Origin of the sequence: Nostoc sp. (assembly GCF_036917535.1) — a bacterium.
In the GTDB taxonomy this organism is placed as follows: Bacteria; Cyanobacteriota; Cyanobacteriia; order Cyanobacteriales; family Nostocaceae; genus Nostoc.
On the sequence record NZ_JBALDA010000057.1, the window covers coordinates 22,337 to 39,373 of the forward strand.

Below are 17,037 nucleotides of genomic sequence, written 5' to 3' on the forward strand. Positions count from 1 at the left end.
TTTGTCTTTTGTCCTTTATCCTTTCTGACTTAACTCTTAGCCAATGACTAATGACTAATGACAAAGGACAAAAAAGCTAACTGACTATACTAATTTCTCCAGTATCTAAATCGTAATAACCACCGACTATTTTCAGTTTTTCTGCTTTGATTAACTCAGATAAAACTGACGATGATTTCAATTTTTTAATTTGCGTCAAAATATTTGCTTTACAAACATTTTCTACCATATCTCCTGATTGCTCTTTTGAACTTTCTACACTTGGTTTAATTGCTTCCAGCAAACTTCCAATATTTCCAGGTACTGGAGCACCTTTAATCGCCGCTTGTACCGCACCACATCTTTCATGCCCTACTACCATGATGACTTTGGTACCTAGTACTAAACTGCCAAATTCTAAGCTACCAATTTGCTGTGTTGTGGCAATATTACCAGCTATTCGGCAAACAAATAAATCTCCAAGTCCTTGGTCAAAAACAATTTCCGAAGGGACTCGTGAATCAGCACAACCAAGAATAGAAGCGAAAGGCTTTTGACCTTTAGCAACTTCAACTAAACGTGAATAGCTTTGGTCAGGATGACGACGTTTTCTTTTGGCAAATCTTTCATTTCCATCTAATAGCTCTTGCAGTGCCTTATCAGGCGTAATATCTTCTTCTACTGGTTTTTTTTCGGCTGCAAGTAAGTTTGAACTAAGTCCGGCTGTCAATACACCTGTACCGATGGCACCTGCACCAAACTTGAATAAACTTCTTCTAGAAAGATTTATCTGCGGATGTTGTCTGCTCATGGAATTATCCTGACAATATTAAACTGTTAACTTTTAGTCAGATAGCTACTGCTACCCAAGTGTCGAGATTTGAAAAACAAAATTTAAAAACTGTACTCCCCAAAATGGCCAAGTTACCCACATTCCTAAAAGACTCACTCCTAGAAGAACAGTGAATGCATAAAACTGGGTTTGCCCAGAGGTGCTGTATTTAAGACTTTCGCCACCTAATAGCGAAAATAAACCAACGAAATTAACAATGCCATCGACTACGAAGCGGTCAATCATATCGGCAAGTTGGGAAATTTTAGCAACGGTGAAAATAATCGTCATCCGATAGATGTTGGGGGTGTAAAAATCGTATGCGATTAAGTCTTGTAGACCTTTCCAAGGCAAACGAATCGGTTTAGGAATATTGCTGAAATAAATTACACCCGTGATACCGCAACCGAAAATACTCGACCAATTTAAAAGTAGTGCGACATCTTTATTTAGGCTTGCCCAATCTGGTAAAAGTGATAAGTTTTGCAAGATGAAAGGAAGATTGAGACTAAAACCAAGTAAAATCATCATTGGCAGAATCATCGGCCAGTGAACTTCAGGCGATCGCTCGGTCATTTCTCTAGGTTTACCACCAAAAAGTAAAACGAATTCTCTCATTAAACTCACGGCTGTCAAAGCATTTACCGCGATTATTACTCCCACTAACCAAGGTTGGGTTTCCCATAATCCATCTGCTAATTCCATCAGTGCCCAAAAGCTACCCAATGGTGGAAAACCAATTAACCCCAAACTGCCGACGATAAAGGCGATTCCAGAAATTGGGCGGCGTTTCCACAGTCCGCCAAGTTGGGTTACGTCTTGGGTAATGCTATTCCAGATAATTCCGCCAGTACTCATAACTAATAGTGCTGCGGATATGGCGTGGGTGAGGACTAACAAGAGTGCTGCTTCGTGTTGTTGCACTCCCACAGCGATGAATACTAAACCCATGTATGCACTGACAGAATAAGATTGACAGCGTTTCATATCGATTTGAGCGATCGCAATTAAAGAAGCGCCCACGGCTGTCACCGCACCAATCGCAACCATCGCCGAGGAAGCTATGGGTGAGATGGTTAACACAGGTTGCAATTTAATCAGCACCCATGCACCACTAGCTACTACTACCGAGTTCCGCAAAATCGTACTGGGAACAGGGCCTTCCATCGCTTCATCCAACCACAGATGCAGGGGAAATTGGGCACATTTACCCATCGGCCCAGCAATTAAAGCTAAACTTACCAGTGCTATAGTTGTCGGGTTGACGTTAGCAGTAGCCGCCCATTCAGCTAATTCTGTATAGTTCCAAGTTCCAGCTAAAGGCCATAATGCCAACACGCCTATCAGCAAGAATAAGTCTCCCACCCGCTTGGTTAAGAAAGCGTCTCTTGCACCTGAAACTACCAACGGCTGACTAAACCATAAGCCAACTAGTAAGTAGGTTCCCAGCGTCAGGACTTCCAAAATTACATAGCTGAAAAACAAGTTATTACACAAGGCAAGGGCACATAATCCCGCTTCAAATAATCCTAATAAAGAGTAGAAGCGTCCCCAACCCCAATCCATTTCCATGTAGCCGATGGCATAAATTTGCGCCAGCAAATTCAAGCCAGTAATCACAACTAAAGCGCTGACACTCACCGAGGATATATCCAAAGCAATAGTCAGGTCTAAACCAGCCGTAGATAACCACGGAATAAATACTTCTTGGGCTGGATAATTCCAAGTTGCTTGTAATGCGATCGCACTATGTACAAATGCCAAAAATGTCATCACCAAGTTTACATAACCCGCCGGTCTTGGCCCTGTTTTCCGAATGATCCCCGGCGACCAAGGCACGGCTAACAAGCCACCTATTAAGGCATAGCACGGAACTAGCCAAACAGTCTCAAGTAGAAACTGAGCCATAAACTCACCTCTATAATTGTTATTAAAAATTTGTAGTTTGGAGTTAACTGGTGTTGATCCCCGTTAACCTAGCGATATCTACGACGGGCTATTTGGCGTCGCAGATCAGTAAATTTATCTTTATTTAATTTTCTTAGAAACAGCTTACCGTTATCTTTGTCAAAATGGAATTAATTTATCTAAATAAATTTGAGATAATTACTCTAAATAAATCTTATATAAAAAACTATTTGAGTAATGAATAATAGCTATTATTTTTTCTCTATGAATTAACTATTGGCTTAATTAATATTCATCATGAGTTTTTACTTATTGACATAAATGACAAAAGACGCAAGTCCTTTGCGTCTCTACAATTTAACTAAATGTAATCTACACTTTGGAGATTTTGTCAACCTGCCAAACAACAGAAATAATCGCAGGTGCTTGGTCAAATTGGCTGATGGGTGCGGGTTTCATGTCTCGGTAGTCCAAGAGTTGGACTAGGATGAGGTAGGCGATCGCTAAAATGATCGAAATCGCACCTGTCAGAATAGCAATTAATTTTGAACGTTTCATTAGTATTTCCTGTAATGCAAGTTATTGTGCTGTGTCTATATCCACATAATAAACTCGGTTACGGTTTCTGGGCATGAGCCAACCGCACCTTAGCAGATACAGCATTTTGCATCTAAATGGAGTACATCCTTTACCCCTCTGTAAAGGCTACGGTGTACACACAAGTCAAATTACTCTCCTTAATCCCACGCCACTTGCTACAACGGATAGCGCAGCGTAAAGCCTTCGGCATGGCTTCGCTTAGAGCGAGTACTCGAGCGTCGGAAACCTCCCTTCGGGTTCGGGGTGGCGCTCCTGCGTCGCTAACGCAATCGACGGGAACCGCCATCGCTCTTAGCGTCTCCCCTTGGGAGAAGACTGCGACCCCCTCACCGCAACGCAGTGGCTCCCCGATGTATTGCAGGGCTGTTTAATTCCACAAAGGATAAGAGTTTGTCAATATCATTAGAGGTAAATCTCTGGGCTTGGGTGATGGAGGAATAACCATTTCGGCGCAAAATATTGAGTGCGTTGGCAAAGCCTTGCCGAAGGCATCATTTAGATGCAAAATGCTGTATCTGTATGTTAAACCTATGTTGTTGCTTTTTTCACGCAGCGTGTATCCTTACCAGCCTCTTTACAGTCTTCAAAAACGATTTTTTTACTAACAATTGCTTGCTTTGCATTTAATACCTTTTGCTTGACTGCTTCCGGTATGATTGCCCCAAACTTCCCTAAAAATAATATATCTGTTCTTTCTAGCCCAATTGTATATATTTGTCCTTTTATTTGTTTTTGTTTGCCTAATTCTGCTATGTAAGCTATGGCTAAATCTAAGCGTTTGACAGCGCTGGTTAAGACGGCTTTTGGTGCAACATCTAATTGATCCTTAGTGTTGCCAAAAGCATATACTCCTTTTTCACTTGCTGTTTGTAAGACTGTGGCTGAAGCATTATCTAACCATTGATAGATGATATCAGCCCCAGAAGAAATTAATGCCAGAGTCGCTTCTTTAGCTTTGGCAACATCATTCCAATCACCTGTAAAAGTAGAAGTAATTTGGATATTTGGTTTAACAGACTTTGCCCCTAATTCAAATCCCCGCAGTTCTCCTTCGGTTGCAGGAAACTTCTCTCCAGCAATATAAGCTAATTTATTAGATTTAGTGATAGAAGCACCGATAATGCCACACAAATAACTAGCTTGTAGGTGATCTATTCGTAAAGAAGCAATATTCTCAGCCTTGAGATTACCATTTACTCCGACAAAAAATGTATTGGGAAACTGTGAGGCAACTTGTTCTATTGCAGCATCAAATTGTCCACCATGCGCGAAGATGAGATTGTAGCCTTTACGAGCAAAATCTGTTAGTACTTCTGTTTGATCTGCTTGTGCTACTTTTTCGACATAGGCGGTTTGAGCACCTAGCTTTTGTTTTGCGAGATTGATGCCTTCATAACCAGATTGATTCCAGCCTTTATCGGTAATTATTCCAGGGAGAGCGATCGCTATTTTAAACCCTTCAGTACCACCCGTTGTTGTCGCTGTTGGTGTCGTCGGCTGATTACTGCAAGCTTGCAGCAGTAAACTAGTACCAAACCCTGCTGAACCGAACAAGATAAATTCACGCCGACTAAAATTTGTTGTCATACCTCGCCTTTAAACAGATAACTATTTGAGTTATTTCAACACTCTAAAGTCGTAGGTGGTACTTTGGAAACAGTTTCTCCCAGATTTCTCAAAAACGCGATAAATCGCCGTCTCTACAACAATCAGTCTTTTGTAGAGACGAGAATTCATCACGTCTCTTACCTTATCCTGCATTTTATGCAGTTTTAGCATCTTCATCAGATGCTAAAACTGCAACATTTTTCAAGCGACTCGACCTAATTTTGCGGATGCGATCGCTATAGCGAACACCACCCGCCATCTCATATTCGCGGCTGTCTTTGCCGTACTTGATCCCAACCACCATCAGCATTTTTTCAGAAAGCTGACTTAAGTTTTTTTCCATCTCTTCAATTTCAGTTTTAGAAGAGTCAACCACAGATAAAGCAGTATTATAAACATCAATTTTGTTACGTAACTGCTCGATTGACTCAATTAGTTTTTCCAAACTATAATCTTCATCAAATTTGACGCTTGGAACAATCGATTTCAATCCGGCGGATCTTAACTGAGCTTTTTCTAAAATACGGGATGTACGTTTTTTCCGAGACATAAAACTACTCCTTTAAAATGCTTATAGAGCTAGCTTGCCTCAATTAAACTGGATTTTGGTTCAGCAAAACTCACAATTTTTGTAATAATTTTTTCAAGCTATAGCAGTAATTTTTCGGAATTTAATTATTAAATATTGGTATTTATAGAGATAATTGTCTAAGCTTTATGAAAACTTTAAGGGAGACTGCTCCCATAAGTTGTGTAGCTGCTCCCGTAAGTTGCGAAGCTGCTCCCGTAAGTTGCGAAGTTGCTCCCGTAAGTTGCGAAGTTGCTCCCGTAAGTTGCGAAGTTGCTCCCGTAAGTTGCGAAGTTGCTCCCGTAAGTTGCGAAGCTACTCCCATAAGTTGCCAAGCTGCTCCCGTAAGTTGCCAAGCTGCTCCCATAAGTTGCCAAGCTGCTCCCATAATACCAATTTGAAAAAAGAATCCGACAAATAGACCATTTGTAGAGACGCGATTCATCGCGTCTTTACCCAAGGATGTGTTGCAATCATTAATTGAATTGATATAAGTTAGGGAGTACGTAGACGCAAAGCGGGTTGTTGATAGATGTTGGTGCGTAGGCAAAATCTTTCTAGGCATCGCAGTTTATGGAAGGGCGATCGCGATCACAGTTTAGGCAAATCTAATTCAAATTAGAGATAATGTAAAAAATCTTGGAGAACAAGTTTTGACAACTATTACTGATATTGGCACACTGATTAATCATCATTCTGGAATACACGGCGGTTGTCCGATTATTGCTGGTACAGGGGTGACAGTCAGGCGCATAGCAATCTGGTACAAACAAGGTTATAGCGCCGAAGAGATTGCAGATCAAATTAGTCATCTGACCTTAGCGCAGGTTTATGCAGCTTTAGCTTATTATCATGCTAACCGCGACCAAATTGACGCTGACATTGCAGCAGAAGCAGATGAGGCTGAGAGATTAGAGAAACTACATAAAACTCAAAAACTTTCATGAGCCGAATTCGCTTGTATATGGATGAGGATTCTACTGCACGTTCTCTAGTTCTGGCTCTACAAAATCGTGGTGTAGATGTGATTACAAGTCTAAATTTGAATAGGCTGGGATATACAGATGAAGAACAGCTAACGTGGGCAACTGAACAAGGTTTTGTCTTATATAGTTCTAATATCAGAGATTTCTACCGTTTGCACACTGATTTTTTGACCAAATAACAATCTCATGCAGGAATGATTTTGGTACAGCAGCAACGTTATTCAGTGGGGGAAATAATGCGCGGTATTTTGAGATTAATTGCAGCTAAGTCAGCAGAAGAAATGCAAAACCAGGTAGAATTTTTGAGTAATTGGATTGAAGAATAGTATCCAATACGCTTGGGTTAGAGCTAAAAACTGAGAAGCGCTATAGTTTAACGATGAGCAACTGCAACAGAATAAAAGTAATATTGTAAACACCGCTAAACTCAGCACTGATGGCACTCACCAAGTTGTTGTTTTGCCCGAAGATTTTCATCTTACTGGCACAGAAGTCTATATTAAAAAAATTGGTAACGCGATCGCTCTCATTGCCAAAGATAACCCTTGGCGATCGCTCATCGACAGTCTAGACAATTTCTGTGATGATTTTATGACTAATTGCGATCGCTAACTCATGGACATCAGAGAGAGTTTGTAAATTCGATACCTGGCATTCAGCGCTGTTGTTAGAGAATTGGGTTGAGTAGTTGTAAATTAGGTGATGTTTAACAAACTGATAACTGTTAAATCATCGCCACCATTGCCCTACATTTATAATAGCGCGGGCAAGTTCTGCCGTTGCTGCTTCGCCACCTAATGCAAAGATAACTGGAAACAATGCCTTGATATCTGACAGCAAATTAGGACGAGTGTGAAGGGATAGCTGATGCAGTGTATTTTCCCATAGCGGAAAAAGCTGAGAAAGTGGCATTTGTGACAAACTGCGAGCTAATGCACTTAGGGCTTGGGCGCGATCCTCCTCAGACTCAATCGCCCGCGCCACCTCCAGGGCTTGTGGCAACACATTAGGCAGTTTGTTGGCTAATGCACTCAGGGCTTGGACGCGATACTCCTCAGACTGAATCGCCCACGCCGCCTCTAGGGCTTGTGGCAACAACTCGGCGGGAAGTTTGTCGGCTAATGCACTCAGGGCTTGGGCGCGATACCTCTCATCTCGAATCGCCCACGCCGCCTCCAAAGCTTGTGGCAACAACTCGGGCAGTTTGTCGGCTAATGCACTCAGGGCTTGGACGCGATACCTCTCATCTCGAATCGCCCACGCCGCCTCTAGGGCTTGTGGCAACAACTCGGCGGGCAGTTTGTTGGCTAATGCACTCAAGGCTTGGGCGCGATACTCCTCATCTCGAATCGCCCGCGCCGCCTCTAGGGCTTGTGGCAACAACTCGGCGGGCAGTTTGTTGGCTAATGCACTCAAGGCTTGGGCGCGATACCTCTCATCTCGAATCGCCCGCGCTGCCTCTAGGGCTTGTGGCAACAACTCGGGCAGTTTGTCGGCTAATGCACTCAGGGCTTGGGCACGATACTTCTCATCTCGAATCGCCCACGCCGCCTCTAGGGCTTGTGACAACAACTCGGGCAGTTTGTCGGCTAATGCACTCAGGGCTTGGGCGCGATACCTCTCATCTCGAATCGCCCGCGCCGCCTCCAAAGCTTGTGGCAACAACTCGGGCAGTTTGTCGGCTAATGCACTCAGGGCTTGGGCGCGATACCTCTCATCTCGAATCGCCCACGCCGCCTCCAAAGCTTGTGGCAACAACTCGGCGGGCAGTTTGTTGGCTAATGCACTCAAGGCTTGGGCGCGATACCTCTCATCTCGAATCGCCCGCGCCGCCTCCAAAGCTTGTGGTAACAACTCGGCAGGCAATTTGTCGGCTAATGCACTCAGGACTTGGGCGCGATACTCCTCAGATAGAATCGCCCGCGCTGCCTCTAGGGCTTGTGGCAACAACTCGGCGGGCAGTTTGTCGGCTAATGCACTCAGAACTTGGGTACGATACCTCTCATCTTGAATCGCCCGTGCCGCCTCTAGGGCTTGTGGCAACACATCAGGCAGTTTGTTGGCTAATGCACTCAAGGCTTGGGCACGATACCTCTCAGACTGAATCGCCCGCGCCGCCTGCAAAGCTTGTGGCAACAACTCGGCGGGCAGTTTGTTGGCTAATGCACTTAGGGCTTGGGCGCGATACTTCTCAGACTCAATCGCCCACGCCGCTTCCAGGGCTTGTGGCAGCACATTGGGTAGTTTGTCGGCTAATACACTCAGGGTTTGGGCGCGAAAATACTTATCCTGAATTGCCCGCGCTGCCTCTAGGGCTTGTGGCAACACATTGGGCAGTTTGTCAGCTAATGCACTCAGGATTTGGGCACAAAAATACTCATCCTGAATTGCCCGCGCTGCCTCTAGGACTTGTGGCAACACATTGGGCAGTTTGTCAGCTAATGCACTCAGGGCTTGGGCGCGATACAACTCAGACTCAATCGCTCGCGCTGCCTCTAGGGCTTGTGGCAACAACTCGGCAGGTAGTTTGTCGGCTAATGCACTCAGGACTTGGGCGCGATACCTCTCATCTTGAATCGCCCGTGTCGCCTCCAGGGCTTGTGGCAACACATTGGGCAGTTTGTCGGCTAATGCACTCAGGGCTTGGGCGCGATACAACTCAGACTGAATCGCCCGCGCCGCCTCCAGGGCTTGTGGCAACACTTCGGGCAATTTGTCGGCTAATGCACTCAAGGCTTGGGCACGATACCTCTCAGACTGAATCGCCCGCACCACTTCCAAAGCTTGTGGTAACAACTCGGCAGGCAGTTTGTCGGCTAATGCACTCAAGGCTTGGGCGCGATACCACTCAGACTGAATCGCCCTAGAGGCGGCGAATGCTTCTGACAGTGCCAGTTTTTCTAAATTTGGCGGCAAATAGTTGACTAACTCTGTAAGAGCTTCCGCTTTTTCCTTTGGCTCTGGTTTTTGCAGAGCGTAAGCTAGTCCTTGTTCAGGACTCCACACATTGTTTTTGACCAACGCCACCAGCAGTTCTACTGGTAAATTAGCTGCCAAACTATTAAGAGAAGCCGTAATAAAAGCATAGCAACACTGCAAACCCACAACCTGCGGCAAGGTTGCTTCAGTCCAATTTACCTCTACTAATTCCCAAGCACGAGAAATATCTGTAATGTAACCTGCGGTTTCTCCTAGTTTCTCTCGCACTTCATACCAGCCATTATTCCCACTTGCCGACTCTTCCCGTAATAACTGGTGAATCTCTCCTACCTGTCCAGCTTTATCTAAATGCCAAACTAAATGCTGATGAATGTAACCATCATTAAGCAAGGTATGCCATAAATTATTTTGGGTTTTCTGCCGATATTTCTCCAACAAAATAGCGTGAGCATCAGCAAGAGATATACCTAGTCCTAGTAAATCACCCCGATACTTTGGCTGTAGTGGAGCAGTTAACAAGTTCCGCGCTAAATCGTGAAATAAGTCATGTAACCGATAGGTAGGCGTACCATCAGTAAGAGGAACACCAAGTAATAACAGGGCTTTACTTTGTAAATCTTTTAATGAATCAGAGGCATCGCGCTCATCTGCAATATCCCAAAGTGTTGCCGTCATTTTAGGAGTAATACTTACATCTTCAGGTAACACCCCCAACCAAGTAAAGTATTCTTTGTCCTCTTGTACCAATCGCTTTATGCTCAAGTTCAAAGATGCAGTTAAGCTGAGGCGTTTTAAACTTGCTTCATCAGTAGTATCTTTTGCCCCTGGTCTATCCAATGATTTTAACCGAGCAATTTCTTGTTGAATATCTCGTAACAAGACTGCCCAACTTCTACCATCCACAACTTGTGCTGCTGCTAGTTCTAATGCTAAGGGGAGATAACCAACGCCTTTAGCTAACTTTTCTGCTGACTGATACTCTACACCTGTAATCTCCCGTCCTAACTTCTTCGTCAGCAATTCCATTGCCTGGTCTGGTTTCATTATATCCAGACTGTAGGTGTTGGCTCCTAATGCGTCAGCAATTGCCCCTTCACGAGTAGTCACTAAAACCTGACACCGCACCCCGCCAACATTAAATACTGACGCATCTTTTGTATTCCACGCATCATCCACCACCAGCAGCACAGCTTTGTCATAAAGCAGAGTCCGCAAATGGCTAGAAGTTGCTTCTACACTGGTAGGTTTAAAGCTATAGTCTCTTAATGCTTGCACCCAACCACTAAGTAAAGAAAGTACATTGGGTTGTTGACCTAATGTTGCCCAAAGAATGCCATCACAAAAACGAGATTGTATTTCTGCATTATGGGCTAAAGCCGCAGCTAAAGTAGATTTGCCCACCGAACCCAAACCGTGAATCGCAGTAATTACCAAAGTGCGACTATCAGACGATGAACCATTTAAAAGACGAGTTTTTAAATCATCGCTGTACTCTGGGCGTTCTACAAAGTGTGCAGGTAAAGGTGGCGCTTGCAGGGGGCGGTAAGCAGAATGAGCAATATTAGTATTAAGGGGATTAAGGGGATAGTGCTTTTTGAGTGCAGCAATCAAATCCTCAATTGCTTTTGCAGGGTTTTGCCAATAAAGAGCAATACATTCATCAAAGCTCAATCTCCCTACATCCGCCTCCTGTTCCATTTGGATACAAAAAACTCGCGTTTGTTTACCAGAAGTCTGCTGTCTGGCTGCGTTAACAATCTGGGATGCCCAACGGGTTCCCAATGCTCTACTAGTTCCACACAATACCACTGCCCCGCCAGCACTCAGAATTTTTGAGACTTCCTCGGTGAAAGACTGCCCTACCATGACAGTTCCGCGATGTATTACCTCATAGCCAGCCTCACGGATGGGTTTTGCCAATTTTTCTGCTAAATCTTCTTCTCCGTTAGCGTGGGCAATGTAAACTTGCCAGTTTTTATCACTCATTTTATTGCCCGCAGCAGTTCAGATACTCCTTTTGACCAGTCTTGAACTAAATCTGCATACTTGATATCAGCTAGAATAGCAGGCAGTTCTCCACCTGTGAGCAAAATTGGCAATATCTTTACTTGGTGTCCTGCCAATTGTCGAGCTAACACTGACATCCACTCACGGTTTACCCAAGGCGACATATTAGAGGAGGAGTAACACAGCACTAAATACTTAGATCCTTCTAGCCCTTGGTCAACACGCTCAACAATCGAATCTCCTATGTCTATCTTCCATTCATCAAACCATACTTCATGCCCAGCATCACCTAATTCATTCGCCAGCTGTTCAGCTTGTTGAGCATCACTTTTACGATGACTGATGAAGACATTGGGCATGGTTAAATTATCGACTTGAATGATATTAATTTAACAAATTTATTAGACGCGATAAATCGCGTCTCTACATGAGGGTTGTCTCGTTCCCAGTCTCCGACTGGGAATGCCTGTTTTTGAGGCTCCGCCTCAAGACTTGCGGTAGAGCCGCAATGAGAGAGCATTTCTAGCCAGAGGCTGGAAACGAGATTGCTTACTAGCAAACTAGCCAACAAATACTCAATTTATGTATTTAGCTCTTAAGGCTTGGCTACACTAGTGACATTCTTGTTGAGAACCTCTAAAGCTGTGAGAATTTTTTGTTTATTTGGTGTAGAGGCTTTAAGTCCTGCCTTGATCTCATCAGCTTTATCTTCAATTGTTTTGTAGCCACTAGGAGATTTAGCTTTAACTCCATCCTCAACTTTTGACCATGAATCCTCAAATTTATCAAATTCCCCTTTAGCTTTGGTAAAATTTCCCCCCTGAACTGCGGTCTTAGTATTGGTAACAACACCCTGTAAAGCTTGAAATCCCGTTGTTGTAGTGGGAGCGGCTACTGCATTAGGGCTGGTTGTCGCAGCAGGTGTGGGTGTGGTATCAGAGATAGAACTCCCAGCAGGTGTTGTCTGTGCAGTAGGTTCTTCACCCTTATTGCATCCAACCAAAGTCATTAGGCTGATTGCAGCAACTATCAGTACTGGATTAAAACGATTCATTTTAAACTCCTCATCAAAACTCGTTTGTGTAGAATAATACCGCAAAGTAAAAATCAAAAGTCAAAAAGCTTTAATTAATTTTTGGGCTTGTTAGCAATTTTGAATAGTAGGTTTATTTTCACCTACCTGTACTAGTGTTCATATTTGGCGCTGACTATGAACAAAAATATTACTAGGACTTACGCATTGACAGAAAAGTCAAAATAGCAGGTATGATTTTCAGCGCTTCTAACTTGATTTTTCTATTCCTCACCAAGCGATCGCAACCAACAAAGGGGTTTTATAAAAGCCTGAAACAAGGTCTTTACGTTAATACACAAGATGACTCGTTTGTACAGTGCGTAAGTCCTAATTACCTAATATTTTTGCCATTCAAATATTAAAGCTATCAAGGTAAAAAACTCGGAAAGAACTGATATTTTCTCTTTCCGAGTTTTTTACTGGCTGTGGTTTACCTTCAAAACAGAGTCTATCAAGACTCTTTACACTAATTGCTGACTTCGATTTTTCTCATCTAATTTGCATTTCAGGTGATATTGAGCCTACAGTGTAAAAAGTTTCTACTGACCGGAGAACTACCATGAAACGTTCATTTCGTAAGTATCATCGTATCCTTGGTATCATCCTATCTGTGCCACTTATGTTAACTGTGCTGACTGGGATATTAACAACATTTGTCCGCGAGTGGTCTTTGAGTATAGGAGTTCCAGCTAGCTTTCTCTTAAGTATCCATACAGGCGAAATCTTTCATTTGGAAGGAATCTACCCAGTTTTAAACGGATTAGGACTTCTAGGATTGTTGTTGACAGGATTAAATATGTCTGGTTTATTTGGTAAAAGGACTCGGCAAAACCCTAATAATTAAACTAAAAAGCTAATGGTAAACGTACCCGAAAGCAGCTACCAACACCAACTTCACTGGTGACAGTAATATCTCCTCAATCAGTTCTAGCGAGCCGATACAATAGCTAATCCTAAACTTAAGCCTCCTTTTCAGCTAATTCTAACCACCTTTCAGTCGCCACATCGATCGCTTGCTTAAGATTTTCCACCTGATTATAGAGTTTCTGCACTTGGCTATAATTCCCCGGTGAGACATTCGCTAGTGTTTTCTCGGTTTCTGCTTTCTCAGCCTCTAACTCGGCAATTTTACTTTCCAACTGCTCAAATTCCTTTTTCTCCCAATTGGATAACCTGCGCCGCTTGGTATTCTCTCCATCCTTGGCTGAAGCTGCACCATTTTGGACTTCGGCATTTTTTGGCTTCTCCTTAGTAGTAGCTTGTTGCTGTGCCTCTTCAGCCTTTTTATAGTCGAGATAAATCGAGTAATTACCTGGATATTGCCGGAGATTACCGCCTTCCTCAAAGGAAAATATTGTATCGATGGTGCGATCAAGAAAGTAGCGATCGTGAGAAACTACAATTACACACCCAACAAAATCTTCTAAATAATCCTCTAATACTGCCAATGTCTGGACATCTAAATCGTTTGTCGGTTCATCTAAAATCAAGACATTGGGCGCACTCATTAAAACCCGCAATAAAAATAAACGACGTTTTTCCCCACCAGAAAGTTTATGAATTGGGGCATACTGCTGATTACCAGGAAACAAAAACCGCTCCAACATTTGCGAAGCAGTAATTTGAGTACCATCGGTAATTTTGACAAATTCTCCTTCTTCTTTGATGTAGTCAATCACGCGCTGATTTTCGTTCAATGCTGTGAGCAATTCTTCCGAATGCTGGTCAAAATAACCGATGTGAACTGTAGTACCAATTTCTGCAATGCCGGTATCTGGCTCAACTCGTCCAGTGATTATATCCATTAAAGTGGATTTACCAGCACCGTTAGCGCCAATAATGCCGATGCGGTCTTCTGGACTAAATTCGTAGGTAAAATTCTTAATCAGAGTGCGTCCATTGTATGCCTTAGAAATGTTATCTAATTCAATAACTTTTTTCCCAATGCGACGACCAACTGTCGAAATATCAACTTTACCCTGAACTTGTTTAAATTCAGTATCCCGCAGAGCGTAAGCGCGGTCAATTCTAGCTTTTTGCTTGGTACTTCTGGCTTTTGGCCCTTTTTTGAGCCATTCCAACTCGCGGCGCAACAAGTTTTGGTGTTTACGTTGACTACTTACAGCAGATTCTTCAGCTAAAGCTTTCTTTTCAAGGTAATATGAATAGTTACCTGTATAGGTGTAAATATCGCCTCGGTCGATTTCAATAATCCGATTGGTAACGCGATCTAAAAAGTAGCGATCGTGAGTGATCAGAAAAAGTGCGCCGCGATAGCGATTTAAATAACTTTGTAACCATTCTACAGAAAGAGCATCAAGATGGTTTGTCGGTTCATCCATGAGCAAAACATCTGGTTCTGATAGCAAAGCTGATGCTAAAGCAATGCGCTTGCGATAGCCTCCAGATAAAGTACTTATCTTGGCATCAAAGTTAGAAATTCCTAATTTTGTAAGAATGATTTTGGCATTAGTTTCTAGTTCCCAAGCACCAGTCGTATCCATCCGTTGCATCACCACAGAAAGGCGAGACATCAGTTGACTATCATCTGGATAGTGAACCAATTTATCAGAAAGTTCTTCATACTCACGCACCAAAGATGTATGTTCGCCACTGTCAGCGAAAACTTGCTCTAAAACTGTGTGATTTTCATCTAAATCTGGCTGCTGCGGTAAGTAGATAATTTTAGAACCAGAGTTGATTAAAATTTGACCGCTATCAATGGATTCTAACCCAGCGATCATTTTTAATAGAGTTGATTTACCAGAGCCATTAGTACCAATTAATCCAACTTTATCAGTAGCATCAAGGCTAAAGTTAGCATCTTTTAAAATTTCCTTGATGCCAAAGTCCTTTTTTACTGATTGTAGTGTAATAATACTCATAAGATTGAAGTCATTAATTATTTTTCGCTAGTAAGTAGGCAAGGCTCATACCTTACCTACATTCGCCGAATTTATACAAATAAGTCCAAGGGAAGGTGTCCATACATTTCGTTGATTCCATCTTCGTCATAAGACTGGCAAGATACTAATACACCACGATGATGTCCATCATAGGAATCAAGATAACACAAGCCATTTTTACCATTTAATTTGATATAAACTGGCCCTTCGGGTGTAAGTAAATTATTTGGTGGTTCATAACCCAAAGCCAGAGAATAGGTTTTCATCGCCAATATTCCTTCTTCTGCTGTATCAGCACAAATTCCTAAAATTTGGTAATCAGTAAGCTTGGTGAGCAAAATTAAAGCATTACGAATTACTACTTTTTCTGATGGGTTGAGAATAGGGGCAATGTCTAGACAGTTGAATTTGTTCAATAATTTCTTCGCTTCTTCAACAGTGAGATTTTGAGAATTGGGGGTTGACATAAACTTCGGCTATTATTTGGTTGGTTTTCTGTGGTGTTTGAGTTGGCACTAGTACAGAACGGCGTAAATAAACAGACCATTCAAAATGGCACAAAAGCCCGAAATACAATTCTTTTGACTTTTGACTTTTGACTTTTGACTTCCGCCTTGCGGTACTAGCCCAACTTATACCATTTTGAATTTTAGATTTTGAATTGAGAATAGTCCAACGTATCTTAAAATTTGTCTGAGGTTAGAGCAAATTCCATAACTTTAGACCCTGTTATCTCATCACCACTTCCCTTTTACGGTTGATTTTGGACATTCCCAAGGTTGAATATGAAAGGTACGCCATTTTTTGAGTCATTACCCATAACGAGGACTTTGGGCATCTGAGCGCCGCCAGTCTTCCAAGCTTCAATTGCTTCTTTTTGGAGAACCAACTGTCCTCCTTGGGCTTTGAGTGTCTCTGCTAAGAGTCTTTGAGCTTCTGCCCTACCTTTGGCACGATTAATGTCTGCTTGGGCTTCTTGTTCAGCTTCACGTGCTACGTAAACTGCTCTTTGCGCCCGTTGTTCAGCAATTTGTTTTTCTTCGACTGCTCTAGCAAATTCTGGCGAGAATGTTAAATCAACTACGCTAGTATCTAACACAATTATCCCATATTTATCTAAGCGATCGCCTAAGGCATTATCAAAGTCTTCTTTCAATTCACTTCTTTTGGTAATCGCTTCTTCTACTGTTCTTCTAGCTGCGGCAATTTTAAATGCTTCTTGTGTTTGGGGCGCAATGATTTTTGATATAATATTGGCTAATGTTCCTTGCTTCCTTCTAACTTCAACTACCTTTATCGGATCGAGGCGAAAATTAATTGCAAATCTCGCAGATAAATTTTGCAAATCTTTAGTGGAACTTTCTGCTGGTACTTCAAATTTTTGCACCGTCAAATCATACACATCTATCACAGTGATAAAAGGCGGTTTCAGGTGAATACCTTCCAATAAAGCGCCATCTCTTGCTTTACCCAAAATGCTGATTACTCCTGCTTGTCCTGGGTTAATAATGATAAAGGAATTTAGCCCGATAATCATTAGTATTGCTAACACAATTCCCAAAACTGTGGTTTGCCAATTACCCAATTGCTGATTTTTCAAATTCCTCTCTCCAATATTGAGTCAGTCA

17 protein-coding genes are annotated in these 17,037 nt (G+C 42.6%); 5 read left to right on the forward strand and 12 right to left on the reverse strand.

The window, feature by feature from the left end; translation table 11 throughout:
- Positions 1-76: 76 nt before the first annotated feature.
- The 6 genes from V7K56_RS18620 to V7K56_RS18645 form a co-directional block, all read right to left on the reverse strand.
- On the reverse strand, positions 77-790 hold the full coding sequence (locus tag V7K56_RS18620) for a carbonic anhydrase (protein WP_334912349.1): 714 nt from the start codon (positions 788-790) through the stop codon (positions 77-79).
- Positions 791-841: 51 nt separating this feature from the next.
- Complete coding sequence (locus V7K56_RS18625; protein ID WP_334912350.1) at positions 842-2,719, reverse strand: NAD(P)H-quinone oxidoreductase subunit F; 1,878 nt, start codon at positions 2,717-2,719, stop codon at positions 842-844.
- A gap of 372 nt (positions 2,720-3,091) precedes the next feature.
- Positions 3,092-3,277: a hypothetical protein gene (locus V7K56_RS18630; protein WP_334912351.1), complete on the reverse strand. Its 186-nt coding sequence runs from the start codon at positions 3,275-3,277 to the stop codon at positions 3,092-3,094.
- Positions 3,278-3,847: 570 nt separating this feature from the next.
- Positions 3,848-4,906 carry a BMP family protein gene (locus V7K56_RS18635; protein WP_334912352.1) on the reverse strand — a complete coding sequence of 353 codons (1,059 nt, stop codon included), beginning with the start codon at positions 4,904-4,906 and terminating at the stop codon, positions 3,848-3,850.
- 175 nt (positions 4,907-5,081) lie between these two features.
- Complete coding sequence (locus V7K56_RS18640) at positions 5,082-5,477, reverse strand: hypothetical protein (RefSeq protein WP_334912353.1); 396 nt, start codon at positions 5,475-5,477, stop codon at positions 5,082-5,084.
- A gap of 142 nt (positions 5,478-5,619) precedes the next feature.
- Positions 5,620-6,060, reverse strand: coding sequence for a hypothetical protein (locus V7K56_RS18645; protein WP_334912354.1), 441 nt, complete (start codon positions 6,058-6,060; stop codon positions 5,620-5,622).
- 88 nt (positions 6,061-6,148) lie between these two features.
- Between V7K56_RS18645 and V7K56_RS18650 the strand changes: the two genes are divergently transcribed.
- From V7K56_RS18650 to V7K56_RS18665, 4 genes are all read left to right on the forward strand, one after another.
- The gene (locus V7K56_RS18650; RefSeq protein WP_334912355.1) at positions 6,149-6,442 is read left to right on the forward strand and encodes a DUF433 domain-containing protein; all 294 of its coding nucleotides are present in this window, start codon (positions 6,149-6,151) and stop codon (positions 6,440-6,442) included.
- Positions 6,439-6,660 (forward strand): DUF5615 family PIN-like protein, encoded by a 222-nt coding sequence (locus tag V7K56_RS18655; RefSeq protein WP_334912356.1) that lies wholly within the window; start codon positions 6,439-6,441, stop codon positions 6,658-6,660. Before V7K56_RS18650 ends, V7K56_RS18655 begins: the two co-directional genes overlap by 4 nt.
- Positions 6,661-6,675: 15 nt before the next feature.
- The gene (locus tag V7K56_RS18660) at positions 6,676-6,807 is read left to right on the forward strand and encodes a hypothetical protein (protein WP_334912357.1); all 132 of its coding nucleotides are present in this window, start codon (positions 6,676-6,678) and stop codon (positions 6,805-6,807) included.
- Between the two features lie 133 nt (positions 6,808-6,940).
- Positions 6,941-7,093: an antitoxin gene (locus V7K56_RS18665; RefSeq protein WP_334912358.1), complete on the forward strand. Its 153-nt coding sequence runs from the start codon at positions 6,941-6,943 to the stop codon at positions 7,091-7,093.
- Positions 7,094-7,210: 117 nt separating this feature from the next.
- Here V7K56_RS18665 and V7K56_RS18670 read toward each other — a convergent pair whose 3' ends face one another.
- The 3 genes from V7K56_RS18670 to V7K56_RS18680 all read right to left on the reverse strand — a co-directional run bounded on the left by V7K56_RS18670 (position 7,211) and on the right by V7K56_RS18680 (position 12,482).
- Positions 7,211-11,407: an NB-ARC domain-containing protein gene (locus V7K56_RS18670; protein WP_334912359.1), complete on the reverse strand. Its 4,197-nt coding sequence runs from the start codon at positions 11,405-11,407 to the stop codon at positions 7,211-7,213.
- Positions 11,404-11,787 (reverse strand): toll/interleukin-1 receptor domain-containing protein, encoded by a 384-nt coding sequence (locus V7K56_RS18675; protein ID WP_334912360.1) that lies wholly within the window; start codon positions 11,785-11,787, stop codon positions 11,404-11,406. The genes V7K56_RS18670 and V7K56_RS18675 overlap by 4 nt, the downstream gene beginning before the upstream one ends.
- Before the next feature lie 236 nt (positions 11,788-12,023).
- Positions 12,024-12,482: a DUF4363 domain-containing protein gene (locus V7K56_RS18680; RefSeq protein WP_334912361.1), complete on the reverse strand. Its 459-nt coding sequence runs from the start codon at positions 12,480-12,482 to the stop codon at positions 12,024-12,026.
- A 580-nt stretch (positions 12,483-13,062) separates the two neighbouring features.
- Between V7K56_RS18680 and V7K56_RS18685 the strand changes: the two genes are divergently transcribed.
- Positions 13,063-13,347 carry a peptidase gene (locus tag V7K56_RS18685; RefSeq protein WP_334854477.1) on the forward strand — a complete coding sequence of 95 codons (285 nt, stop codon included), beginning with the start codon at positions 13,063-13,065 and terminating at the stop codon, positions 13,345-13,347.
- A gap of 115 nt (positions 13,348-13,462) precedes the next feature.
- On the opposite strand, the gene V7K56_RS18690 is transcribed toward V7K56_RS18685, so the two are convergent.
- The 3 genes from V7K56_RS18690 to V7K56_RS18700 all read right to left on the reverse strand — a co-directional run bounded on the left by V7K56_RS18690 (position 13,463) and on the right by V7K56_RS18700 (position 17,009).
- The gene (locus V7K56_RS18690) at positions 13,463-15,388 is read right to left on the reverse strand and encodes an ABC-F family ATP-binding cassette domain-containing protein (RefSeq protein WP_334912362.1); all 1,926 of its coding nucleotides are present in this window, start codon (positions 15,386-15,388) and stop codon (positions 13,463-13,465) included.
- A 71-nt stretch (positions 15,389-15,459) separates the two neighbouring features.
- Complete coding sequence (locus V7K56_RS18695) at positions 15,460-15,876, reverse strand: DUF1824 family protein (protein WP_334912363.1); 417 nt, start codon at positions 15,874-15,876, stop codon at positions 15,460-15,462.
- 284 nt (positions 15,877-16,160) lie between these two features.
- Positions 16,161-17,009 (reverse strand): prohibitin family protein, encoded by an 849-nt coding sequence (locus V7K56_RS18700; RefSeq protein ID WP_334912365.1) that lies wholly within the window; start codon positions 17,007-17,009, stop codon positions 16,161-16,163.
- Positions 17,010-17,037: the final 28 nt, after the last annotated feature.